This is a genomic window from Phaeodactylibacter sp., assembly GCF_040219495.1.
In the GTDB taxonomy this organism is placed as follows: Bacteria; Bacteroidota; Bacteroidia; order Chitinophagales; family Saprospiraceae; genus Phaeodactylibacter.
Map to the genome: position 1 here is coordinate 1 of NZ_JAVJSK010000139.1, position 23,809 is coordinate 23,809.

General features: G+C 52.9%; 18 protein-coding genes. 9 read left to right on the top strand and 9 right to left on the bottom strand.

Annotated features, from left to right (window positions below):
* Nucleotides 1–138: 138 nt before the first annotated feature.
* Nucleotides 139–693: a hypothetical protein gene (locus RIC19_RS22425; protein ID WP_350180614.1), complete on the bottom strand. Its 555-nt coding sequence runs from the start codon at nt 691–693 to the stop codon at nt 139–141.
* A 92-nt stretch (nt 694–785) separates the two neighbouring features.
* On the opposite strand from RIC19_RS22425, the gene RIC19_RS22430 reads away from it, so the two are divergent.
* Genes RIC19_RS22430 through RIC19_RS22440 form a run of 3 tightly spaced genes read left to right on the top strand, consistent with a single transcriptional unit; the run spans nt 786 to nt 4,973 of the window.
* Nucleotides 786–1,568: a type III pantothenate kinase gene (locus tag RIC19_RS22430; RefSeq protein ID WP_350180615.1), complete on the top strand. Its 783-nt coding sequence runs from the start codon at nt 786–788 to the stop codon at nt 1,566–1,568.
* Nucleotides 1,569–1,572: 4 nt separating this feature from the next.
* The gene (locus RIC19_RS22435; RefSeq protein WP_350180616.1) at nt 1,573–2,715 is read left to right on the top strand and encodes a methionine aminotransferase; all 1,143 of its coding nucleotides are present in this window, start codon (nt 1,573–1,575) and stop codon (nt 2,713–2,715) included.
* Between the two features lie 14 nt (nt 2,716–2,729).
* Nucleotides 2,730–4,973: a DUF5682 family protein gene (locus RIC19_RS22440; RefSeq protein ID WP_350180617.1), complete on the top strand. Its 2,244-nt coding sequence runs from the start codon at nt 2,730–2,732 to the stop codon at nt 4,971–4,973.
* Between the two features lie 336 nt (nt 4,974–5,309).
* Here RIC19_RS22440 and RIC19_RS22445 read toward each other — a convergent pair whose 3' ends face one another.
* The 5 genes from RIC19_RS22445 to RIC19_RS22465 form a co-directional block, all read right to left on the bottom strand.
* Nucleotides 5,310–5,948 (bottom strand): LysE family translocator, encoded by a 639-nt coding sequence (locus RIC19_RS22445; protein WP_350180618.1) that lies wholly within the window; start codon nt 5,946–5,948, stop codon nt 5,310–5,312.
* A 25-nt stretch (nt 5,949–5,973) separates the two neighbouring features.
* Nucleotides 5,974–7,281, bottom strand: a complete 1,308-nt coding sequence (locus RIC19_RS22450; RefSeq protein ID WP_350180619.1) for an aminopeptidase P N-terminal domain-containing protein — start codon at nt 7,279–7,281, stop codon at nt 5,974–5,976.
* 132 nt (nt 7,282–7,413) lie between these two features.
* Nucleotides 7,414–7,800, bottom strand: coding sequence for a YkvA family protein (locus tag RIC19_RS22455; RefSeq protein WP_350180620.1), 387 nt, complete (start codon nt 7,798–7,800; stop codon nt 7,414–7,416).
* A gap of 10 nt (nt 7,801–7,810) precedes the next feature.
* Entirely contained in the window at nt 7,811–8,863 is a 1,053-nt protein-coding gene (gene rlmN, locus RIC19_RS22460) for a dual-specificity RNA methyltransferase RlmN (protein WP_350180621.1), read from the bottom strand.
* A gap of 26 nt (nt 8,864–8,889) precedes the next feature.
* The gene (locus tag RIC19_RS22465) at nt 8,890–10,695 is read right to left on the bottom strand and encodes an aminopeptidase P family protein (RefSeq protein WP_350180622.1); all 1,806 of its coding nucleotides are present in this window, start codon (nt 10,693–10,695) and stop codon (nt 8,890–8,892) included.
* A 293-nt stretch (nt 10,696–10,988) separates the two neighbouring features.
* On the opposite strand from RIC19_RS22465, the gene rpoN reads away from it, so the two are divergent.
* Nucleotides 10,989–12,491 carry an RNA polymerase factor sigma-54 gene (gene rpoN, locus RIC19_RS22470; protein WP_350180623.1) on the top strand — a complete coding sequence of 501 codons (1,503 nt, stop codon included), beginning with the start codon at nt 10,989–10,991 and terminating at the stop codon, nt 12,489–12,491.
* Here rpoN and RIC19_RS22475 read toward each other — a convergent pair.
* Entirely contained in the window at nt 12,488–13,663 is a 1,176-nt protein-coding gene (locus RIC19_RS22475; protein WP_350180624.1) for a serine hydrolase domain-containing protein, read from the bottom strand. The genes rpoN and RIC19_RS22475 overlap by 4 nt on opposite strands.
* Nucleotides 13,664–13,982: 319 nt before the next feature.
* Here RIC19_RS22475 and RIC19_RS22480 point away from each other — a divergent pair, with 319 nt between their 5' ends.
* On the top strand, nt 13,983–15,056 hold the full coding sequence (locus RIC19_RS22480; protein ID WP_350180625.1) for a potassium channel family protein: 1,074 nt from the start codon (nt 13,983–13,985) through the stop codon (nt 15,054–15,056).
* Nucleotides 15,057–15,115: 59 nt separating this feature from the next.
* Here RIC19_RS22480 and RIC19_RS22485 read toward each other — a convergent pair whose 3' ends face one another.
* Nucleotides 15,116–16,672: a hypothetical protein gene (locus tag RIC19_RS22485; RefSeq protein WP_350180626.1), complete on the bottom strand. Its 1,557-nt coding sequence runs from the start codon at nt 16,670–16,672 to the stop codon at nt 15,116–15,118.
* A 495-nt stretch (nt 16,673–17,167) separates the two neighbouring features.
* On the opposite strand from RIC19_RS22485, the gene RIC19_RS22490 reads away from it, so the two are divergent.
* From RIC19_RS22490 to RIC19_RS22505, 4 genes are all read left to right on the top strand, one after another.
* Nucleotides 17,168–18,364, top strand: a complete 1,197-nt coding sequence (locus tag RIC19_RS22490) for a Pycsar system effector family protein (protein WP_350180627.1) — start codon at nt 17,168–17,170, stop codon at nt 18,362–18,364.
* Between the two features lie 396 nt (nt 18,365–18,760).
* On the top strand, nt 18,761–21,148 hold the full coding sequence (locus RIC19_RS22495) for a TonB-dependent receptor (RefSeq protein WP_350180628.1): 2,388 nt from the start codon (nt 18,761–18,763) through the stop codon (nt 21,146–21,148).
* Between the two features lie 344 nt (nt 21,149–21,492).
* Complete coding sequence (locus RIC19_RS22500) at nt 21,493–22,125, top strand: Uma2 family endonuclease (RefSeq protein ID WP_350180629.1); 633 nt, start codon at nt 21,493–21,495, stop codon at nt 22,123–22,125.
* A gap of 100 nt (nt 22,126–22,225) precedes the next feature.
* Nucleotides 22,226–23,095, top strand: coding sequence for a cation diffusion facilitator family transporter (locus tag RIC19_RS22505; protein ID WP_350180630.1), 870 nt, complete (start codon nt 22,226–22,228; stop codon nt 23,093–23,095).
* A gap of 8 nt (nt 23,096–23,103) precedes the next feature.
* Here RIC19_RS22505 and RIC19_RS22510 read toward each other — a convergent pair whose 3' ends face one another.
* Nucleotides 23,104–23,742 (bottom strand): DUF4349 domain-containing protein, encoded by a 639-nt coding sequence (locus RIC19_RS22510; protein ID WP_350180631.1) that lies wholly within the window; start codon nt 23,740–23,742, stop codon nt 23,104–23,106.
* Nucleotides 23,743–23,809: the final 67 nt, after the last annotated feature.

Sequence of the window (23,809 nt, forward strand, 5' to 3'; positions counted from 1 at the left end):
AAGGCGTGATACATTCAAGAATGGGATTAAAGGGGCCCATTCTTGAATCACATAGCCTTAGCTACGTGACCGAAGAACAACGAAGAGCAGGACAAAATTTGGCAAGAGCAGCCCGAAGTGTAAAATCCCAACACGCTCTTATTCCGGGGCTTCTCCGCCATTCGCTCCAAAGTTGAGCTGAAAGCCGATGCGCTTATTGGGCTCATCGTCATCGTAGTCCTCCCAATTGGTAATTTCCTGAAGGAACTCCTCTACATGGCGCAGAAAGTACGGCTCCTTAAGCTCCTCCGGCCGGTAAATCGCAATGGTTTTAGGCGGGCGGGGCTGACCGTAATTTTCGATAAAAGGATAGTTGATGAGCACTATGATTTTGCCATTGAACAACTGCTGGTATACCAACGAGCCGTTGTGCTTAATAAGATGGCGCTGCACATCTTCGCTTACCTGCTGGTACATCCCGCTCTTGGACTGCCCGAGGGTCAGCACCATGGCCTCCAGGTTTTCGATATCTGCCCGGTGCTCGACGCGGGCACCAAAGCCAGTGGCGTCAAGCATACGCTGCAGTATCATTTGGATACGTTCGCGGGTCTCTGCCTTCCAGGCTTCGCGGTATTGCTGTGTATTTTGCAGCACCTCTTCATATTGCTGCACTTTGCGTTTGAGATTAAACAGTTCAGAATCGGTTTGTAGCATGAGAATTTGGTTTTGGTCGGGCTGAAAATAGAGAAAAATCAGGAGGGGTCCCGGGAATTTTTTACATTTAGGGGTGTAGCAAAAGCCAAACCATGATCTTAGCCATTGATATCGGCAACTCTAATGTAACGCTCGGCCTGTACGCGGACGGCAACTGGAAACACTTCCACCGTTTGCCGACCAAGACCGGCCAGCAGTCGGCTATGTTCTACCAAATGGGCTGCACCAGCTGGCTGATGGAGCAGGGGATCGAAGCCGCTGCAATTGAGCAGGTGGCTGTGAGCACGGTAGTCCCGGCCCTAAGGCGTACATTCGAGCAGTTGAGCCTTCACCTTTTCGGGCGGGAAGCCCTGATGGTCTCACCGGAGATGTACCAAAACCTCCGCTTGAAACTTGACCGTGCCGAAGAATTAGGCACCGACTTGTTTGCCAATGCAGTGGCTGCACATTATCTGCATCAGCAGGACTGCATTATTGTGGATTTTGGTACTGCCCTGACTTTTACGGTAGTAGACAAAAGCGGGCAGCTACTGGGCGTGTCTATTGCACCGGGGCTGAAGACTGCCATCCGGTCGTTGTTTCAGAAGACAGCGCAGTTGCCTGAAGTGCCGCTTGAGATGCCGGCATCTGCCATCGGTAAAGACACCGTGCACGCCATTCAGAGTGGTATATTAGTGGGGTACGTAGGCTTGGTGCGGCACATGTTGTCGAGCATCCGGGCAGAAGTTGGCCCACAATACATGGCGGTCGCCACCGGAGGGCTATCCGCGATCCTGCACCCCCTGCAGGCAGACTTTGACGCCATCGACCCTCACCTGACCCTCGACGGGCTGCGCATTATTGCAGAAGAAACCGTAAAGACGATTATACCTTAAGCTTATGCAAATTTTCTCGAAGCTGCCTAATGTCGGCACCACCATATTCTCTGTAATGTCTGCCCTGGCCAATGAGCACGGTGCCATCAACCTTTCCCAAGGCTTTCCGAACTTCCAGTCTCCGCAGCGCCTGACCGATTTGGTCTGCCATTATCTGCAGGCAGGGTACAATCAGTATGCCCCTATGCCCGGACTGCCAGCGCTGCGCGAGGCCATTGCTCAAAAGGCTGGTCAGATGTACGGGGCAACCGTAGACCCGGGCACGGAGATCACCGTGACTGCCGGTGCCACCCAAGCGATCTACTGCACCATAGCCGCTTTTGTCCGCCCGGGCGATGAGGTGATTTTACTGGAGCCCGCCTATGACTGCTACCGCCCCGCAGTGGAGGTCAACGGCGGCATCCCCGTCATCTACGAACTCAAAGCCCCCGACTATAAAGTCAACTGGGACCATGTGGAAGCACTGCTGACACCGGCGACCCGCATGATCATCATCAATACGCCCCACAACCCCACAGGATCTACCCTAAAGACCACCGACATGCTGGCTTTACAGCAACTTACTTTCGGTACCGATATCCTCGTGCTTAGCGACGAAGTCTACGAGCACCTGATCTATGACGATGCGGCCCATCAGAGTGTCCTTCGGTTCCCGGAGCTGCGCAGCCGTAGCCTGGCAGCCTATTCTTTCGGAAAAACCTTTCACAATACCGGCTGGAAAATTGGCTACACTATTGCACCACCTGATCTGACCGCCGAGTTCCGGAAGGTCCATCAATACAATACCTTCGCCGTGCACCGCCCTACTCAGCATGCTTTAGCAGACTACCTGGCTGACTCGTCCACTTACGAAAGCCTGCCCGCATTTTACCAGCAAAAGCGCGATTTGTTGCTGGAGGTCATGCAGGGTTCCCGCTTCCGCCCCCTGCCCTGTAAGGGCACGTATTTCTGTAACTTTGACTATTCCGCCATAAGCGATGAGCCCGACCGCGTTTTTGCGCGCCGGTTGATCACGGAGTACGGCGTAGCAGCCATCCCGGTCTCTGCATTCTACACGAGCGGGCGGGACGAGCACATCATCCGGCTTTGTTTTGCGAAGACTGAAGCAACCCTGCAAGCTGCCGGCGAGCGCTTGCGGAAAGTCTAAACCGGACCCAGCATATGTACACCATCTACGGCATACGGCACCACGGACCGGGCTCCACCCGCAGCCTTCTGCAGGCTCTGGAAGCCCAAGCGCCCGACTGTCTGCTCATCGAAGCCCCGGAGGATGCAAGCCCGGCACTCGACTACATGCTGCACCCCGGGCTGCACCCGCCTGTGGCCATTCTCATCTATGATGCCAAAGACCTGAGGCATGCTTCCTACCTGCCCTTTGCGGCGTTTTCCCCGGAGTGGCAGGCGGCGCAGTTTGGGCTGGCGCAAGGGCTTGACGTCCGTTTTATGGACCTGCCGATGGGTCTGCAGTTTGGACTGGACGAGGAAGCGGAGCAACTCACGCTCGCACTCCCCGATGCGGGCCGGGAAGCCCCTCAGATACGCGACCCTATGGGCTACATGGCAAAGCTGGCCGGTTATGAAGACAGTGAGCGATGGTGGGAAGCTACTTTTGAGCAGCCCGAGCACGAGATCAATATTTTCGAGACCATCATCAGCCTGAATACGGCCTTGCGCGATGAATTGGGCCGGGCCGAGCGCCCCCTCAATCAACTCCGGGAAGCCTATATGCGCAAGCAGCTCCGCAAGGCCCTCAAAGACGGCTTTAAGAATATTGCGGTGGTCTGTGGTGCCTGGCACACGCCTGCGCTGCATTACCTGGACCGCTTCAAGACCAAAGACGACAACGCGCTGCTCAAGGGGCGCAAAAAACGCAAAACCACGGCGACCTGGATCCCCTGGTCCTATCAGCGGCTGGCTTTTCAAAGCGGCTATATGGCAGGCGTTGTCTCCCCGGCTTATTATGAGCTGCTCTTCGACAAGCGGGACGAGACGGTGCAATACTGGATGGCCAGAGTGGCAGGGTTGCTGCGTAAAAATGGCTTTGATGCCAGTGCAGCGCAGGCTGTAGATGCCGCCCGCCTGGCATATACCCTGGCAGGCATGCGGGGGCAACCCGTAGCGGGTATTGATGCCATGAAAGAAGCGGCACTGGCTGTTTTTGCTCAAGGCAGCCCCGAACCGCTGGAACTGATCGAACAGGAGCTGATCATCGGGCAGCAGGTTGGAGAAGTGCCGGACAGCATACCGCAAATCCCCCTACAGCAGGATATGGAAGCCCGCATTAAGTCGGCACGGCTGACCAAGCTCTACAAATCTGGTGCGCCGGAGGAAAAACAGCTGGACCTGCGCAAGGACACGCACCTGGACACGAGCCACCTGCTGCACCAACTGCGTATTTTGGAAGTGCCCTGGGGCAGTGTGCAGGAACAGTCTGATGGCAAGCTGGGCAGTTTTAGCGAATACTGGCACCTGCACTGGCAGCCCGAGTACGTCATACGCCTGATACAGGCAGGCATGTGGGGCAATACCGTAGAAGCCGCAGCCAATAACTTCCTACTGAAAAAAGCAAAGGACGTGGCCAAGCTAAACGAACTGGTCGCCCTGGCCCGCGAGGCTTTACTGGCTGGCATCACTCAGGCTTTCAGCCCACTGGTAAAGCAATTGGAAGATGCGGCGGCCGTTACGCAAGACGTATATACGCTGATGGAAGCCCTCCCGGTCCTGGCTGATATTCAGCGCTACGGAGACACCCGCCAAACGGATACGGAAGCCGTGGAAGCCCTCATCCGGCATATGGTGCCCCGCATTGCCATTGGCCTGCCGCCCGCCGTATTGAATATCGAGGAAGAGGTCGCCCGCGACTGGCTCCGGCAGTTGGTACAAAGCAACCGCGCCATCAGCCTGCTGAATGAGCCTGCCTTTCATAAGGAGTGGAACCGCGCCTTGTCCCAAATAGCCAATGCCGCCCCTGCCCATCCCCTGCTCAAAGGGCTGTCCACCCGAATTTTGTTTGACAAGTCTGTGCTCGGGGACGAGGCGGCAGCCACACAGATGCGCTATGCCCTTTCCAGTACAGCTGAAGCAGAGCAAAGCACGCTATGGCTGGAGGGTTTTCTGTACGGTAGTGGCTTGCTGCTGGTGCACATGCCCGCACTCTGGCAAATTCTGGATCAGTGGATTGCCGATTTGCCGGAGGTCATTTTTGAAGAAACCCTGCCCCTGCTCCGTCGGTCTTTTTCCACTTTTTCGCCCCCGGAGCGTGAAAAGATGCTCTCGCTTTCCAAAACCGGCGTGCAACAGCCCGTAGAAGATGAGGGCGCTGATGAAACGCCCACTGCTACCTTTGATCAACAGCGCGCCCGGGTTGTCTTACCTACCCTCAAGTTGCTGCTCGGACTGGATTAACCCCCCGAGCCTTCTGCCCTATATCGAATTAAAGGAACGTTAACCTACACTTCATCTTCAGTTAAGGCTAAAAGAAGACATTTGTATCGTAAAGATTATTTCTTGCTGTCAGAGCTTCTTTCAGTAGCGGGCAAAAAGTAGCAAAGCTAAACCTAAAAGTTACGCTTTGACCGTTACTCAAGAGGCTAATCTTTCCTGCAATTTAAAGTCGCTTTTTAAAGCCAGGTTTGTGCCGCCCGGTACTAACCTGGTTCTTTTTTTGCAGCCACAAAACGAAGCATTTCCAACAAACCCCAATTTAGAGCGTGTTGGCTGTGCCGTTTTTTCAGGCTGGCTTCACAGCATCCAGAGTACCCTGCCCAAAAGCGCTACGGCAAATACGACCAGCGCAATACCGGAGATACGCCGTAGCCAGAGCAGGTGAACCGGCTTTAGTATGCGCCGAATACGTTTGGCAAGCAAGACTTTTAGCAAATCGGTGATGATGATGGTCCCCAGGATGCCCCCGAAGAAATAGCGGGCTTCCTGCAGCTCCATTTCCCCGTCTACCACAACGGTAGATGCCACCCCGATCCAAAAGAAAAAAGTAAAAGGGTTGACGGTATTGATGAGAAAGCCTTTCAGCCACAGGCCGGGATAAGAGGAAGTCCGAATCGTTTCCTTCGACCATTTCGGCAGTTCGTGCGCCTTGGGCACGGTGAGCAAAGCCCCCAGCCCGAATGCGGCTAGTGTGATGCTGCCGCCGATGCCCAGGTACAAACCAAAGTGGGGGCTTTCTACGACCTGACTGATGAAAGTAAGTCCGAAGTAGACCGCCGCTATGAACAAAAAGTCGCTGACCCAGATGCCAAAACCTACGGCAGCCCCCGCCCGGAACCCCTCTTCCACGCCCGCCTGAATAATGGCGAAGAAAATAGGGCCGATGAGCAGGGCGAGGATCAAGCCAACCTTGACCCCCTCAAAAATGAGGTTCATAACATTCAGGCTTTGATCAAACGATTTAGGTACGGGCCAGGATGCCGGCATTCATATGCTCCTCTATGGCTTCTGCCTCTACGGGAATGTGCGCACAGAGATCTACCGGCTCATTATCCGTGACGAGGATATCATTTTCCAGGCGGATGCCCAACCCTTCTTCCCGTATATAAATAGCGGGTTCACAGGTAAAGACCATGCCGGCCTGTATGGGGTCGTAGCGGTTGGACAAGTCATGTACATCCAGGCCCAGGTGATGGGAAGTGCCGTGCATGAAATACCTTTTGTAGGCCGGGGCTTTCGCGTCCTGATTTTTGATATCGGTCTTGTCGAGCAGCCCCAGTTGCAACAGCTCGCTTTCCATCATTTTGCCCACTTCTTTATGGTATTCTTCCAGAGTGGTGCCGGGCAGCAGCAATTGTTGTGCGCCCCGCATGCAGCGCAGGACTGCATCATAGACCTTCCGCTGCCGGTCGGAAAACTGCCCGTTCACGGGGATGGTCCGGCTGAGGTCTGCGGCGTAGTTGGCGTATTCGGCCCCAAAGTCGAGCAGCAACAGGTCGCCAGCCATACAGCGCTGATTGTTCTGTACGTAATGCAGCACGCAGGAATTTTTACCGCTCGCCACAATGGGCTCATAGGCATGCCCCTGTGCCCCGTTGCGGATGAACTCGGCAATAATTTCAGCTTCCACTTCATATTCCATCACGCCCGGCCGCACAAAGCTGAGCACCTGCTCAAAAGCCTTGCCTGTAATATTGACAGCATGCCTGATCAGCCCCACTTCAATGAGCGACTTGATCATGGCTTGTTTCTTAAGCAGTGGCTGTGACCGGTGAAATTTATGTAGCGGATAGCGCTCCTGTAACGAACGGGCGAAACGTATGTCCCTTGTCACTACACCAGAATCAAAGCGGTCATGCTCGTTGAGATTGAGATAAATACGCTTAGCCAGCAAGATGAGCTCATGCAGGATGGCGTCCATTTCATCAATCCAGTAGACTTTTTCGATGCCGGAAATCGCCCGGGCCTGCTCTTTGGTCAGCTTATCGCCTTCCCATATCGCGGTGCGCTCATCGGTGCGGCGTATAAACGCCACTTCCTGAAAGCCCTCTTTGATACAATCGGGGAAAAGTACGACGACGGTGTCTTCCTGGTCCAGCCCGCTCAGGTAAAACAACCCGCTATTTTGCCGGAAGGGGAAGAAAGTATCTCCACTGCGCGGCATGAGGTCATTGGATTGGAAGACCGCGATAGAGTCCGGCTGCATCTTACGCATGAATCGCTGCCGGTTGTATTGGAAAAGCTCTGAGTTGATTGCTTCGTAACGCATGTACTTTTTGCTTTTAGTCGTAAGCAGGTTATTAGCCACCTGATCCGAAAGCCCGGACAGGAGTAAGCGCCAAATTGCAAAAATTGCGGCAAGAACAAAAGCTCAAGCAGTAGTTTGGAATGATTATAGCGGCTAAATCTTAGCGTCTACTTCCTCCAGTTCGCGCTCATCGTATTTACCAAACCAGCGGTGGAGCTGCCCCTTCGCCTTCGTTTTCACCTCTTGGTTGACGTAAGCAGCGATGGTCACCAGCCCAAAAGCCAGCACGCCGATATCATCCGTATAGCCGATGATGGGCGTAAGGTCAGGCACCGCATCAATCGGAGAAAGGAAGTAGCCGAGAGTGCCCAAGACGATATTCTTCGCCCAGTACGGAGTATCCTTACGCCGGTAAGCGTAGAACAACAGCAGCGCGGAGTACACGGTTTTCAGGCCGGCCTGACGCGCATAGTTGCGGAGTTTTTCCCAGAGGCGGTGCTCGGAAAACTTATTAATATAGGATCGGAATGGATTTTCCATAGCTTTAAAATTACTTGTTGGCCAGCTGCCCGCAGGCGGCGTCAATGTCTTTGCCCCGGCTGCGCCGCACGGTTGCCATAATACCCTGATCGCGAAGATAACGGGCAAAATCATCAATGCGGTGTTCCGTTGACTTCCGGAATGGCGCCCCATCAATGGGGTTGTACTCGATAATATTGACCCTTACGGGGAAGTTTTTGCAAAGGCGGGCCAGGTTTTCAGCATCTTCCAGGGTATCGTTGAAATCCTGAAAAGTGATGTACTCATAGCTGATGCGGTTGCGCGTTTGCTGGTAGTAGTACTGCAGCGCCTCCATGAGCGTCTCCAGGTTATTCTGCTCATTGATCGGCATAATTTCATCCCGCTTGGTATCGTCAGCAGCGTGGAGGGAAAGTGCGAGGTTGACCTTCACGGCGTCCTCTGCGAGGCGCTTGATCATTTTGGCAATGCCTGCGGTGCTGATGGTAATGCGGCGGGGCGACATGTTGAGCCCATCCTCACTGGTAATGCGGTCGATGCTTTCCAGCACATTCTTATAAGCCAGCAGGGGCTCGCCCATGCCCATGTACACGATATTGGTGAGCGGGTGCCCGTAGTGCGCCTCGCACTGCTGATTGACCATGACCACCTGATCGTAAATCTCAGCAGCATCGAGATTGCGCAAGCGCTTCATGCGGCCGGTGGCACAAAAAGTACAGGAAAGGCTGCACCCCACCTGTGAGGAAACACAGACCGTATAGCGATTGTCTGCCGGTACCGGGATCAGCACCGATTCAATAAGGTGCCCGTCGTGCAACCGGAACCGCGACTTAATGGTGCCATCCTCACTCTGCTGCACCTGATCGGTGGTAATGGCATTGATGGCAAACCGGTCTTCCAGCTTATCGCGCAGCTCTTTAGACAAGTTGGTCATTTCGGTAAAGGTACGGGCCCCCTTTTTCCACAGCCACTCGTGCACCTGTTTGGCACGGAACTTCTTTTCGCCCATACCCAGGAAGACCTGCTGAAGCCCTTCCTGGCTTAGCTGCCGAATGTCTGCTTTGTCTGTATCTGTAACGGTCATGTTTTACTAATTCGCGTTTGCCCTACTCAAATCGCCCGGCACTTTTTTTCCAGCCAGGCTTGTTCTGCCCCTTTTAGCAAAGGGGACAATTCTTCCAACACCCGAGCGTGATATTCGTTGAGCCATTGCCGCTCTGTTTGCGTTAGCAAGGGCAGTAAAATCAGGTCGGTAGCAATAGGGAATAGGGTCTGAGGTTCAAAGGTATAGAACTTTCCGGTGTCTGTCTCCATCTTTTCTACACAGAGGTCCAGATTCTCGATACGGATACCATATTCACCTGCTTTGTAGAAGCCTGGTTCATTGGAGGTGAGCATACCCGGCACGATTGGGGTTTGCCCACGGCTGGTCCGTGGGTTGGGCGTGACGCCCTGCGGGCCTTCGTGCACATTGAGAAAGTGGCCTACGCCATGCCCTGTGCCATGCCCGTAATTGAGCCCAACTGCCCAGAGGTGCTGCCGGGCCAGTATATCAAGTTGTACGCCGGTGGTGCCATCAGGAAACACTGCGGAGGACAGAGCAATATATCCCTTCAATACCCGCGTGTAGTGATCTTTAACGTCTTCATTAACCGGGCTGAGGGCTACGGTACGGGTGATATCGGTGGTGCCTTCCCGGTACTGCCCCCCGGAGTCGAGCAGCAGCACACCTTCGGGCCGGACAGCCGCCGCGGAGCCCGCTTCTGCCCGGTAATGCACGATTGCACCGTTGCCGGCATAGCCAACAATAGCGGGGAAGCTTTCGCCAAAGTACCCTTCCTGCTCCGCCCGGAAGCCTGCCAGTTTTTCCCCAATTTCGAATTCGGTTGGTTGCTGTCTGTCAGACAGGGCTTGTTCCAGCCAGCGATAAAGCCGCAGCAGAGCCACTCCATCTTTACGCATCGCTGCTTTGAGGTTGGCCTGTTCCACGGCATTGCGTACCGCCTTGAGCGGGGCAATGAGGTTGGGCAGTTTTTTCCAGCATTCCGGTTCCAGCTGTTCATAGTAATAAACGCTGTTGGCCTCTGCCTGATAGCCGATGGGCTGCTGCGCCCCGGCTTCGTGCAGCGCTTTAGCCAGCCCGGTATAAGGTTGGATGTCAATGCCATCTTGCTCCAGGGTTTGCTGCAGCGGGGCCGGCACTTTCGCAGGATCGATAAACCACTGCACACTCTCTTGCCCCAAGAGCAAATAACTGATGGCTACCGGGTTACATTCCACATCGTTGCCGCGGATGTTGAGCAGCCAGGCAATTTCGTCCAGGGCAGTGACCAGGTAGTAGCCTGCTCCTTTCATTTTGCTGCGCACGGCTTTGAGCTTTTCCGACCGGCGCTGCCCGGCGTACTTCGGCTCTAACTCAAACACCGGATCATCCGGGAGAGCGGGCCGGTCAGTCCACAGCTCATCAATCAGATAGTTACTGAAGGCGAGCTCAATGTCTTTTTCGGCCAGTTTTCTCCGGGCCGCACGTGCCTGACTTACGGTGAAGAGCCGGGCATCGCAGCCTACGGTAGCGCCGGCAGGCAGATCGTCCAGGAGCCAGTCGAGGTACTCAGCGGTATAAGGCACGGTCAGCTTTTTGAGCGCAAAACCGGACCCGGCAAGCTGCTGCTCTGCCTGTATGAAATACCGCGAGTCGGTCCACAGATGGGCGACAGAAGCGGTAACCACCGCCGTGCCGGCTGAGCCGGTAAACCCGGTAAGCCAGCGGCGGACCTGCCAGTGGTCGGCTACGTACTCGCTTTGGTGAGGATCCTGGCTGGGAATGAGAAAAGCATCAAGGCCGTGCTCTTGCATGGCTTGGCGAAGCCCGTACAGTACGGGCCCTTCAGAAAATTTAGATGACTTTTTTGGCATATTTTTTGCTAAATATTAAAATTCCTTTGATATTTGAAGTGTGCAACGCGTGCTATACTATACCCCCCGTTCGATTTTTCAAACTTGCAAAAGATAAGAAAATTAAGTAAATAGAAACGGTTTGTTGCCGTAGCCAGTAACCCATTTATTTTCACGAGCTCCCGGGAGGCGTTCGTCAGATAAGAAAAACAGCAGTTTAGAGCGCGTTGGGACTTTTGTCTTCTAGTCGAAAGTCCCAACACGCTCTTAGAGCCAAGGGGCAGCAACAAACAGTCATCCTAAAAATAGTCCCTATGCTGAAACAGAGCCTAAGCCAGAAAATGCTCCAGAAGCTGTCGCCGCAGCAAATTCAGCTCATGAAGCTGCTGCAAATCCCGACGGCTACCCTGGAACAGCGCATCAAGGAGGAGCTGGAAGCTAACCCGGCTCTGGAAGAAGGTGAAGAACGCGATGACATGGCGGATCTCACAGAGGATCAGGAAAGTGAAGTGTACGAGGATGAGCCTTACGAACTGGACGATTACCTTAATGAATATATCGAAGACGACCCTACCACCTACAAAACGCAGACCAATAATTATAGTGTAGACGAGGAAGAGAAAACCGTACCCATCGCTGTTGAATACTCTTTTCATGAATACCTGGAGGAACAGGTCGGCCTGATGCAGCTCGAAGACGAACGCAAAGAAGCTATTGCCCTGCAGATTGTTGGCAGCATTGACGAAGACGGTTACCTCCGCCGGGAGCCCGATGCGATTATCGATGACCTGATGTTCTCGCAAAATATTTTCGCCTCGGAAGAGGAAATCCTGGCTTTACTCAAGCAAATTCAACGCTTTGAGCCGCCCGGTATTGGTGCCAAGGATTTACAGGAATGCCTGGTGATCCAGCTGGAGATGAAAGCGGAACTGGACGATGAAGAGGATTTCCTGGATTTTGAAGAACGGGAAGACTTAGACCTGGCCCTCAAAATTATACGCGACTACTTCGACGAGTTTACCAAGAAGCACTACAATAAGCTGTTGCGCCGCCTTGACATTTCGAACGATGACCTCAAAGCAGCTATCGAAGAAATCATTAAGCTGAACCCCAAGCCTGCCAGCGGCTTTTCCAGCGGCAGCAACAGCCGGGCCAATCAGTATGTCGTGCCAGACTTCATCATCCAAAACCGGGATGGCGAACTGGAGCTTACCCTAAACTCCCGCAATGCCCCCGACTTATGCGTCAGTGATCAGTACCAGGACATGCTGCGCTCTTACAAGAAAAAGACCGCCGGACGGCGCAGCCAGAAGAAAGAGCGGGAGGCGATTATGTTTATCAAACAAAAAATCGACTCGGCCAGGTGGTTTATTGATGCAATACGGCAGCGGCAAGACACCATGTACCGCAGCATGTACGCCATCTTGCAATACCAATACGAGTTTTTCCTGACCGGCGACTCCACCAAGCTCAGTCCTATGATCCTAAAAGATATTGCGGATATCACCGGGCTGGACATCTCCACCATTTCACGCGTGGCCAACAGCAAATTCGTACAGACGGAGTTCGGCACCAAGCGGCTCAAAGAGTTCTTTTCGGAGTCAATGTCCAAAGATGACGGAGAAGAAGTGTCTACGCTGGAGGTGAAGCAAATCCTGGAAGACATCATCGGGCAGGAAAACAAGAAAAAGCCTCTTTCTGACCAAAAGCTACAGAAAGCACTGGAAGAAAAAGGGTATCAAATTGCCCGGCGCACCGTGGCTAAATACCGTGAGCAGCTTAACATTCCGGTAGCCCGTTTGCGGAAAGAGCTCTAGAGCGCCTTCAACAGCTCCATACCCAGCTGAGTAGCTTCGGACTCTGCACGGGCGCAAAGAACGACCACCCCGATTTGTTCATCTTTCACAAAACCGGCAAAAGCGCTGTACCCGGCAGTGCCTCCATTCATCCAAACCGCCAATCTTGGCTTGGCCACAGGGAGATAGCTAACGAGCCACCCGTAAGCGGCCTGAGTGCTGTATTCCAGTGTGGGAAAGCTGACTTCTACGCGCGCTTGCTGGCCTTCGAGGATGGTGTTTTCCCAGTTTTGGGGCCCCTGCCCCATGTATACGCTGAGGAACCGGGCCAGATCAGCTGCGGTTGACTTCAGTCCTGCGGCAGGAGCGAGGGTGCGAAAATGCCAATTGCCCGCCGCCCGGCCCCGGCGATCGAGCCCTTCTGCCAGTCGGGTCCGCTGCTCGGCACTGATATCGACCTTTGTGTTTTGTAATTGCAACGGCTGCAAGAGGTACTGATGCAGCAATGCCTCATAACGCTTCTGAGCCGCCTTTTCCATAGCCAATCCCAATAAAGCAATCCCCGCATTAGAAAAGTGGTAACTGCGCCCCGGCTCCGCTTTGAACGGAGCATTGCCCAGTTTTTGGAGCAAGCCGGCTTCCTGCAGTTCAGGGGCGGGGCCGTTCAGGTAGGCAGCTTTGCCGATCGGGTGCCAATCATACACCCCAAGCCCGGAGTTGGGCAGACCGGAAACGTGGCTCGCCAGGTCGCAGCCCGTCATACAGACCGATGCTCTTGATAAGTCATTGGAGCAGCTCATGATGCGGCGTACCGGATGGCCAGGCAGGGTAACTTCTGCACAGCGTTGTGGCTGAAAGGCCGGAGGTGACAAGCTATCAGGCAAATAATCAGCAATGGGCTTTTCGGGGTTCAGTACACCCTGCTCTCCCATCCGAAGCATAAGTGTGGTAGTGAACAGGCTGCTGAGTGCGCCAATTTCGTAGAGGGTGTGCTCATCCGGTGCCGCTTCCATCTTTTTGGCCAGTTGCCCGAAGTGGTAGTAGGTAATTTCGCCATCCTTGAGAATGGCAACGGAAACTGCCGCGGGGCGCTGAGTATCAGCAAACCGCTGCAACTGTTCGGGCAACGGCTGTGCGAATAGTGCGGCAGTAAATAAGAGCGTAGCGTGCAGGCTTGCAAGTCTCTTTTTCATGGTCGTGAGGTTTTCAATGAACGAATGGCGGGAAGAGATGAGCAGAAAGGGCATCTCCTCTGGCCGGGGGGCAATATCCGACCTTTCCGAAGTCTTGCAGTGCTTTAGAGCTTACTGACCTGGCCATACTCTTTATTTGATACTTGACAAAGCACTAGGGCGGCAAGGATTGAAGAGATTCAGGTTTTCGATCGGGTATTACAGTAAAATAGGCTAAGTTTGGCATAATTTGGTTTAATTTGGTCGAACCTCAAATTAATTATTTAGTAAGCTTTGCCGGATTGAGTATCCGCAACAAGCAAAGCTGATTTTTGTCAATATGCTCAACAGGTTAAACTTTCGGCGTTTCAATATCTATCAGGTGCCTTCCTCTTTTTTGAGCATGAGGGTGGCTTTGGCGCTATTGATCGCAGAGCTGCTGATCAGTCAGGTGGGATTCATGGTGTTGGAGTCTTACAGCTTCTCAGAAGCCTTTTACATGACGATCATCACCATATCGACCGTTGGCTTCACAGAGGTGCAGCCCCTGAGTGCGGTAGGGCGGTTCTTCACCTCAGGGCTTATTATCACCAATATTGGTATTTTTGCTTACGTACTTGCCGTATTTTCTTACTACGTTATTCAGGGAGAAATTTTCAAAAACATGCATTTTAACCTCATTAGCGCATCCATTGACAAGCTATCTGACCACGTCATCCTGTGTGGTTATGGAAAGTATGGACGTGAAATTGCCCTGCACTTCCATAAGCATGATGTACCTTTTGTGGTTATTGAGAATGACCCGCACAAAATTGAAGACTTGCAGAAAAGCGAGGACCGTATCCTCTACCTGGAAGATGATGCCACGCATGATGAAGTGCTGGTGAAAGCTGGCATTTCCAGGGCCAGTGCTTTGATCTCTTCTCTGCCTGATGACTCCGACAACGTCTTCGCGGTGCTCACCGCCCGGCAGCTCAATCCCCGCCTGACCATCATCAGCCGTTCCAAAGACTTCAGGTCGCAAAAGAAGCTATTGATGGCAGGGGCCAACCACGTCGTGATGCCTGAGCAGATCGGCGGCTTTTACATGGCGACCCTCTTCAGCAAGCCCGGAGCGGTGGAGTTCTTTTCTTACATCACCAACGAGTATCAGTCGGATATTGGCTTTGAGGAAGTGACCTATGCGGACCTGCCCGATGATTGTCAGGGCAAGTCACTGCGCAAACTGCGCATCCGGCAGGAGACCGGGAGTAACATCATTGGCTACAAAGCCCCGGATGGCCACTACGAAGTCAATCCTTCACCGGATACCATTCTGGAGAAAGGGGCCAGTTTTATCGTGTTGGGCAATAGCCGGCAATTGAAGCGGCTCCGCGACTACCTGGCTCACTACCCGGAAACGAATCCTTCCTGACTCCGCTTTTTAGCTGACGGTCAACACATGCAGGCGCAGCTGCACCCACCCAATTGCTGCTATTCACTGCGGCGCCCGAATATGGCACCGATTTTTACGTCTACGCCCTGTTCTGCCAGCAATTTGACATTCTGAGCGCCCTCTCCTGTGGTGGTGAAAGTAGCGACAATATTGATAGAAGCCGATGGCCGGATACGGGCAAAGCGTTCCTCCGGGTAGTCGATGAAGGTGATCTTTTCGGCCACCTCCGTTGAGATACCGTTATCGTCTGCAGCAGCGCCTTCCATAATGAGCTGCTCCCCCTGAAACAAGGAGTCCAGCACCATGCCCTGCTCATCAAGGAAGTAGCCCTGAATAGATACATTGAGGGGCAACTCGTTCTGCGTCACCATTTTGAACTCTGCTTTGTAGACTTCCTGCCCCAGCTCGCCCAACGAAAGCGCCAGCGTATCCTGCGCCAAAAAGTCGATGGCATTGCCATAAAGCGGCAGGTCTACTTCCACATCCACCTGATAATAGCTGCTGTCAGTCAGGAAGCCGCGGATACTGCGGTTGCTGTCCGGGTGGGTAATGGCATCCACATCGTAGTCGATAGCCAGAGGGCCTGCGCCCAAAATTTCGTCAATATTGGAATTGTCTTTGTTGAAAACGTAGCGTTCCACAAAGGTTTCCCCCACCTCATCGAGCCCGGGATATACGAAGTCAATGCCGTTATCAATGAGTTCGCCCTCCAGGGGCAGCGTCTCATCCCTAACGGTGAAAACGTTGAAGAGGTTAACCCGTGAGCGGGTCGGGATGCCGAAGGAGTTTTCCACCCGGAAAGTGACCGTCGGGTCTGCAAAGTAAATATCGCCTTTTACCCAGTCGTCGAAAAAGTCGATGATGATCGTATCCCGCCCACCGGCTTGCACTTCCGTGCCAAAGTAGCCTTCCATGTAAGAAAACGCCAAATCAGAGAGGGTGATCCCGCCAAAAGCGACTGTATCTTCCTGCCCGCCTTCCCGGATAAGCTCGTACTCCACATAAATGGAATCAGTCCCCTCTGCGGTAACAATTTCGGTACCCGCCAGATTGTAAGGGTTGAAGAGGTTGCTATAGGTCAATAGCGCGCCTTCACCATCGTAGCCTGCGGTTGAGCCGGTGAGTTGCAAAGGCACTCCGTCTTTGTACAAGTCCGGGAACGTCAGGGTAACCGTTACGGGCTCCGGATGAGCGTTTTGGAAAGCCCAAACGAGCTGGCCTTGTTTGATTTTAAGGCGGTCAAACTCTGCGCCCTCAGCCGTCTTAAGTGGGAGCCCGATCCGTTGAGCGATGAGCGGGATCAATTGCCCGTTCAGTGACTCATTGATGCGGGCAAAGAGCGTATCGCTGTTTTGGGCGATGATATCGCCCCGGTATTCGAAGTGGATGACGCCCTCGTCATCAATGTACAGGGCTGCGAGATCGCCCGTACTCTCCAGCGCATCGCGTATGGATAATCGGGATTGAACGATAGGCAAGGCATAGGCTGCATCATAATTGGCGCTGTCGATATTAGACAGGTCGTCGAAGTCCTGACAAGAGGTGAGCAGGAGCGTGGCCACTAGTGCAGCAAAAAGAGTTAGTCGTTGGGTCATACAAGCTGAATATTGGTACGAAACAAAGCGGAGGGTCGCTCCGCCTGAATATGAACAAAAAATAGAGTTTATGGCTGTAAGTTTTGTACAGGCCATGAATCTAGTGGCTCAAGTCCTAAATCCTTGACCATCCAAGCCTTGCCCTTTTGCCCGCTGATGTAACCTGAAAGCCTCACCGTAGCTTCGACTACGCCTACGTTTCCAGACTTCTTCAGCGAACAAAATTCCGGCGGCTTAATTATCAGAGACTTAGAACTTAAGCCACTAGTGTTCATAAACTCTACGAAAGGCTGATTTATTTTGCGGGTGTCAAAACAGCAAAAAAAGATTTGAAGCTGCTCAAAATTAAGCAAGCTGTAGATGTTGCGGGCACCTAAGTGCAAAAGAGAATGTCTCCCGGCAATCAATTTACTAAAAAAGGGAGCGCTCACCAGGGTTGTTTGCAATTGCGGGGCTAAATTACGTATCTTCCGAGCAAGAACAAAATCGCATCGCATGCAGGAAAAAGAAGCCCCGGCAGCCCTATCCCAAGCGGTCGGGCAAGCCCGGCAATTTGTACTGCGGCTGTACAGTCAGAAGCAGGATGCCCGCTTGTTGCTGCACAACTACAGTCTGGCCGCAGCCCTTGCAGAAGCTGTGGCCGATATCGGTCAGGTGGAAAGCGCGCCGGCGCCGGTGATTGAATCTGCGGTTTTGGCCGCCTGGTTTATGCCTACCGGCTGGCTGTTCGATACCAATAGTCCGGTGCTCTACAGCCCGAAGGTGGCACAGCAGTTTTTTCAGAAATCGGGAACTGCCCCGGAGGTGCAGCAACAAGCCCTGACCGCCATTCAGCAGGTACTGCGCCGGGAGTTGCCCACTCAAACTGCAAGCCGCCTACTGAATGATGCCTACGCTTCCGTCGTTTACCTGAGTGAAGCCGAAGACCGGCTCCCTTCTTTGCGTATAGAGCAGGAAATGCTGTCCGGGCAAAATTTCACAAAAACAACCTGGTCCAGGGAAGTGCTCGAACAACTGCTGCGCATCAAATGGCATACCCACCACGGGCAGGCTCACCTGCAGCCGCTTTTGGCGAAAGCCATATACGCTCAGCGGGCAGAAGTGGAAAAACGCAACGAAAAAGAAGAAGAACAGGGAGGGCGGTTCTACAGCCTCGAAAAAAAAGACCCCGTGCGGGGGGCTCAAACCTACTTCCGGACCAACTACCGCAACCATATCAACCTTAGTGCCATTGCCGACAATAAGGCCAATATCATGATCAGCGTGAATGCCATTCTCGTATCGGTGCTGATCACCTTTTTGTCTTACCGGAATATCGGAGAAAACTCCCCGCAAATCCTTCTGCCCGTGATTCTTTTCCTGGTGACGGGCATGTCGTCTCTTATTTTTGCGGTACTCTCCGCCCGCCCCAAGGTCACCCGCCTGAACCCACAACAAACCGACCCGCAAACGGCCCGTCAGAACCTGGTTTTCTTTGGCAACTTCGTCCAACTCAACCTGGAGGACTACGAAACGGCCATGGACGAGATCTTTCAAGATGGGGAACTGCTCTATGGCAATATGGTGCGCGACCTTTACTTCCTGGGCAAAGTGCTGGACAAAAAATACCGCTATCTCTCCATTTCCTATACCGTGTTCATGGTTGGCTTTATCGCTACGGTGCTCAGCTTTTTGGTGATGCTGCTGGTGTAAAACGTACTGCCCGTGCTTAGAGCTTGTTTGGAGCGGTTTCGTCATGAAAATCAAGGATTTATGGTTCTGGCGAAGTCACTAAATTTGAGTTTAGCGGGCTAAATGAAAATTTAGTGAGGAAGTCAGCGCTTGCCCCGCATTTCTGCGGGGTTCATAAAGCGTTGATTTGCAATAGGAACGAGCTCCAACCATGCTCTTAGAGCGTGTTGGGATGTACCTGCAGTAAATGATCGGGTGGAGATCGTGAATGTGCGTGGGGTGGGCTATAAGTTGATTTGTCAGTTATTAGCTCAGTCTGTAATCAGGGGATTTAAAGTTTAAACTTTATCTTTGCGGCTTTGAACCGGTACAACAGGCAATAGCTCCGGTCATATAGCGCACAAACAGATCTGTCAGATGGATAAATTCGCGGTAGGAAAAAGGATAGGGGCACTCATTTTTAGTATGCTATTGTGCTCGGGGATAGTTGGCGCCCAGAGCACGATTGAAGTGAGGGGTACTGTATTTGAGAAGGCTACGAATCAGCCCATCGAGTTCGCTACTGTGATGCTTCAGGACCAACAAAGCAAAGCCGCACTGAGCGGGGCCACTACCGGTGCTGATGGTACCTTTCTGCTGTCGGCAGAGGCAACGGACTTTACCGTGAAGGTCAGCTTTATTGGCTATGCCGCTCAGGAGTTTTCAGACCTTACGCCTCAGAACGGGCAGGTCGACCTGGGCAACATCTACCTCTCTGCCGAAGGGCAAACCCTGGATGAGGTACTGGTGCGCGCTGAACGCTCCCAAACAGAGTTCAAGCTCGATAAGCGCGTGTTTAATGTCGGCAAAGACCTCAGTAGTACAGGTGCAAGTGCGCTGGAAGTGCTCAATAATGTACCGTCTGTCAATGTGAGTATTGAGGGGGAGGTCAGCCTTCGGGGCAGTGCTGGCGTACAGATTCTCATCAATGGCAAGCCTTCGGTGCTCGCCAGTGAGCAGGGCAATGCGCTGGGTACGCTTACGGCCGAAATGATTGAAAGCATAGAAGTGATTACCAACCCATCGGCTAAGTATGAAGCAGAGGGGACCGCTGGCATTATTAACATCATCCTCAAAAAGGACGAGCGTGAGGGGCTCAACGGTTCCATGACCGTCAACACCGGTACACCCCACAACCACAGCGTAGGCCTAAGCCTCAACCGCCGGACGGAGAAGTTCAACCTGTTCAGTCAACTCGGCGTGGGTTACCGGGAGCTGCCGCAAGACCGGGAGGTGATTAACCGGGACCTGGTGAGCGGGACCGAAGTCCGAAGCGAAGGGCGGGAGTACCGCAATGAACAGTTTTATAACGTCATCCTGGGTACAGACTATTACATCAATGACCTGAATGTGATTACACTGTCTGGCAACTTCGCCTACGAGATAGAAGATCAGCCTTCCCGTACGAACTTCCTCCTCTTTGACGAAAACGGCAACCTTGCCAATGAGTGGTACCGGGAGGAAGTAACTGAAGCGACCAACCCCAAGTGGAATTATGAGTTGCAGTACAAAAAGGATTTTGAGGATGACGAAGACCATGTATTGCTCTTCAGCGCTATGGGCAATTTCTTTGGTAAAGACCAGTCCTCCGAATTTACCAATACCTCCCTGCTTGACGGGGAAGCCTTTGGCGATCAGCTCACCCGGACTAATTTTCAGGAAGCCGAGTACACCTTCAAGCTGGACTACACCAGGCCATTTTCCGATAAGCTGACCCTGGAGACGGGCGCTATGTACGTGGTCAATGATGTGAGCAACGATTTTGCGGTGCGTAATCTGGAAGGTGGCGACTTTGTGGTGGATTCCAGCCTTACCAACATCTTTGAGTACAGTCAGGATGTCCTGGGCGTGTACACCACCGGTGCTTATGAAGGTGAACAATGGGGGCTCAAGCTGGGGCTGCGCGTGGAGCATACCGACCTGAAAACGCTGCTGGCCACCACCGGCGAGTCCAACAATCAGAATTTTACCAACCTCTTCCCTTCCCTGCACACGTCTTATAAGCTCAGCGACCGGGTGTCCGTTCAGGCAGGCTACTCCCGGCGTATTTTCCGCCCCCGGCTGTGGGATCTTAACCCCTTTTTCAACATCCGTAACAACTTCAGTGTCCGCACGGGCAACCCGAATCTGCTGCCGGAGTTTACAGATTCCTACGAGGTATCGAGCATCTATCTCCTGGGGGCACTTTCCATGAACTTCAGTGTATACTACCGGTACACCGAAGCGGTGGTGGAGCGCATCTCCGTCTTTGAGAACAACGTCAACATCACCATGCCCATGAACATCGGTACCAACCGTACCACCGGGCTGGAGTTCAATGCCAAGTACAGCCCAAAGCCCTGGCTGACGCTCAACGGTGACTTCAACTACAACTACTTCAACCGGCAGGGCGAGCTGGAAGCCACCTCTTTCGACTTTACGGGGGATCAGTGGGCCGGTAAGCTGACCGCTAAACTGAAACTGCCGGCTCAGATTGACTTTGAAGTGACGGGGCAGTACGAATCAAGGGTACAAACGGTCCAAAGCCTGGTTTCCGAGAACTATTTCCTGGACCTGGGGCTGCGCAAAAAGCTGATGAAAGGGCGGGGCGTGATCAACCTGAGCGTACGTGATGTCTTTGCTTCCCGCATCCGCGAAAGCGTCGTGCAGCAACCTACCTTCTACCTCTACAGCTTCGGGCAGCGCGGCCGTTTTGTCACCCTCGGCTTCAGCTACGGCTTTGGCAAAGGGGAAGCCATGGAGTTTTCGGGCCAGAAGCGGTTTTAGGGAGTATGTACGGTAGATGTTGGAGACGGCCTACACAAGGTGTGTATAACAAATTGCACAAAACAGAGCGTGATACCGTAGATTATATACGCCATACGAAGTGACCACTAGCCATTAATACCGGGGGGGCAACCCTCTGATTTAAGCGCTATGGCTGCTGGGGTAGAGCTTCCCGCTCTGCTCCAGCTTATCCAAGATTTTTGGGCGATGTACCAAAATAGGCAAACCGCAGATGCTGCCAGGCTATTTAAAAAGTGCAATTTGTTATACACACCTACACAAGCGTGTGCTGGATTATTACCTGATACTTCCTTATCTTACGAGGTACACTTTAAAATACATGTATGGCTGGAACTACTGTAGCAATACCGCGTACCCTCGAAGAACGGCTGCCCTATGGAGAAACCATGATTGTGGAAGCAAGCTGGGATACCTTTCTCGATTTATTGGAGGAAGGAAACTATCCAGTACAGTACGACGAGGGTCAAATTCTCTCTTTTATGGGTTATGGAACTCAAGAACACGAAGAACTGGTCATGAGGATAGGCCATCTGCTTATCACCTTACTGGAGGGTAAACCCTATCGGTTTTTTGGCAGTAATTTAGCGCTTGTACCTCCTGGGAAAGCAAAAAGTTATTTTAACGCCGATTGTACTATCGTGAAAGGGGAGCCCAGGCACGAACCGCTAGAGGGCGAAATGAAAGCCACCACTAATCCGGTTATCCTGGTGGAAGTGCTATCCGAAAGCACTCGAAACTTTGACCTCGGGCAGAAATTCCAGCGCTACAAAACCATACCCTCCCTTCAGCAGGTGCTTTATATTGATAGCCAGTCGCCATCTGTGATCAGCTACCGCCGGAAGGATCAGGAGGGTACCTGGCTGATCGAGGAGTTTACAGGGCTGGAAGGAGAAGTGCCGGTGCTGGAAGAAGGGACGTTCAGTTTGAAGGCGCTTTACGAACCGCTGGAGCTGTAAACCCCTACCATATACCGAACATCTAGCGTGCTGGCCTGTCTCAATCAGCAGGGCTCAACTGATCACTACACCAGGTAGCGGTTATAAAAACAGCACACTGATGTCACACCACCACCACCATTCCGGCAGAAACCTCAAACTCGCCTTTTGGCTCAACCTGTTTTTCACGATCTTCGAATTCATAGGCGGGCTCTATGTCAATAGCGTAGCCATTATTTCAGATGCTATCCACGACCTGGGAGACAGCCTGTCGCTGGGGCTTTCCTGGTATTTAGACCATAAGTCGAAGCAGGGTGCAAACCGCACTTTCTCTTTCGGCTATGCCCGGTTTTCATTGCTTGGCGCGCTGATCAACTCCCTGGTCCTCATTACGGGGTCCGTATTTGTCATCCGGGAAGCGGTGCAGCGCTTGTTTGAGCCCGAATTGTCTGACGCTACAGGGATGCTCATCTTTGCCCTGATCGGCGTGGCGGTGAATGGTTATGCTGCCTGGAAACTCAGTAGCGGCAAATCAATGAATGAGCGCGTGGTGTCCTGGCATTTGCTGGAGGATGTGTTGGGCTGGGTCGCCGTATTGGTTGTCGCCATTATTCTAAAGTTTTACCAAACGCCCTATCTGGACCCCGCTTTGTCATTATTCATCACCGCCTATATCCTTTGGAATGTGGTGCGCCGGCTGCGTGAAACCCTGATGTTGTTCCTGCAGGGAGCACCTAAAGAAGTGAATTTGAAAGCCCTGGAAGACCAACTGATGGCTGTACCGAATGTAGGTTCCCTCCACCATACTCATATCTGGTCACTGGACGGTGAGCAGCATGTGTTTTCCACGCACGTCAAGCTGAAGGAGATTGAAGGATTGGCTACGTTGCTGGAGATCAAAAACAGGATGAAAGCGGCACTCAAGCCTTACGGGTTCGCCCATTACACCATTGAGATAGAACTAAGCGCAGAGGACTGCGGGCTGGAATGAGGCCATTCTTATCCACGCACAAACAACCACCGCACACCCCGGTATAATCCAATCCCGATATAGCCTAGTATCCCGGGCTTTTGCCGCTCCCGCAGGTTGATCGTAATCGTAGCGTAGGTATCCAAATGATCAATACGGTTCATCTTGCCCTTGAGCAAGTCGATGGTTTCGTTGAGGCGCTCCAGTTCTTTTTCGACTTTCAGGATTTCGTCTACGGTGGTGGCCTGGTCAAGGAGGCCGAGGTAGCGGCCGCGTGCCTGTTGGGCATTCTCCAGCCGGATTTGGTAATCGAGGTAGGTTTCGGTGACATCCTGTCCGCGTATGCTTTGGCGGTCGAGGCGCCCGAGTTGACTAATCTCATCAATTGCAGCGTCAAGGGCTTCGCTTTCTACCCGGATGATAGACCGGTAGGTGCCGATTTCATTCACATATCCACCGTATCGTTTCGCGATCGCCTGAATGTATGAGTTGGTGCTGTCCGAGGTCTCTACAGTCAGCGTCAGGTCGGCATCGTAAAGGATTTTACGGTCGTCTTCCTGCTGAGGGCGGGCGATCATCGTATCGCTCATCTGGTAAGCCGCCTGCTGAGAGGCACAAGCGGTGCTCAGGGCGAGAAAAAGAACAATAGCGTAGCGCAAATAGGGCATAAAGTTGATGTTTTGGTCTGCTTTAATAACGCAAAACCACCACCTAAGCGTGCCATATCTGTAAAAA